This window comes from Chitinophaga hostae (assembly GCF_018224885.1).
In the GTDB taxonomy this organism is placed as follows: Bacteria; Bacteroidota; Bacteroidia; order Chitinophagales; family Chitinophagaceae; genus Chitinophaga; species Chitinophaga hostae.
Genome location: NZ_JAGTXB010000056.1, coordinates 1 through 913 on the forward strand (window position 1 = coordinate 1; position 913 = coordinate 913).

The following is a 913-nucleotide window of genomic DNA, read 5'->3' on the forward strand; positions in this document are numbered from 1 at the left end:
ATTATTACTTTTATCTGCCCAGGTCAGGTTAAGTTTACTGTAATTGTTTACAGCCACTGCCAGCGTTGTTGGTGCAGTTGGAATGGTACCATTTACTACCGACGTATCAACAAATGCGTCCGATGGTATTAAGGTCCTGGTGTTAATACCTGCCTGTGTGCTGGTCCAGTATACGTTCATAGCTGATCCGCCGGTTGCCTGGAAGTAGGTAACGGTGATCGGGTAAACGCCGGCGTTTACGGTAACAGAACCTGATGCGTATTGCGCACCGTGTGTGCCATCATTGCTTACAGTAGCAAGGGCAAGATAGCTGTAGGTTTTATTGAAATACAGCTTACTGCCATCGTCTGAATAGGTTTCAAACTTATAGGTACCTGTCACCGGTATGCGGATATACCCTGTCCACATAATGGCGTAATTGGTGGTAACTCCTGCCGGTACTATTGACTGATCCGGTATATAAGCCTTGCCTGTTTGCGCAGGTGTAAGGCTGTTAAAGTTGGGGAGGTTACTCCATGAACCGGTGTAGTATTTATAATTAAGATTAGCCTTCAGGGTTCTTACAGTTACCTGGTTGCTGGGTGTGGAGGTTTTACCCGACACGTCTTTCGCCTTCACATAGAAATTATACAGGGTACCGTCTGCGAGGCCGGTTACGGTGCCTGTGAGCACATTTCCAACGGATGTTTTAAGTACATTGTTGGCATAGATGTCGTAACCGGCGATTCCTGCGTCGTCGCTAGCAGCTGTCCACGTTAAAATAACCTGGTTGTTGGTAAAGCTGCTGATTGCTAATGATGGAGGGGCAGAAGGAGCAGAGCTGTCAACTGCTGTAGTACCTTTCACTTCCGCAGATAGAGTGCCTGCAGCGTAATCGTTGACCGGGCGTACCCTGTAATAATAGTTTGTATTG

The 913-nt window shown here is 47.1% G+C and carries 1 protein-coding gene; it reads right to left on the bottom strand.

Annotated elements, in window-relative coordinates; genetic code table 11:
- On the bottom strand, nucleotides 1-913 hold a 913-nt coding region (locus KE626_RS34485), incomplete at both ends, for a PA14 domain-containing protein (protein ID WP_211977711.1).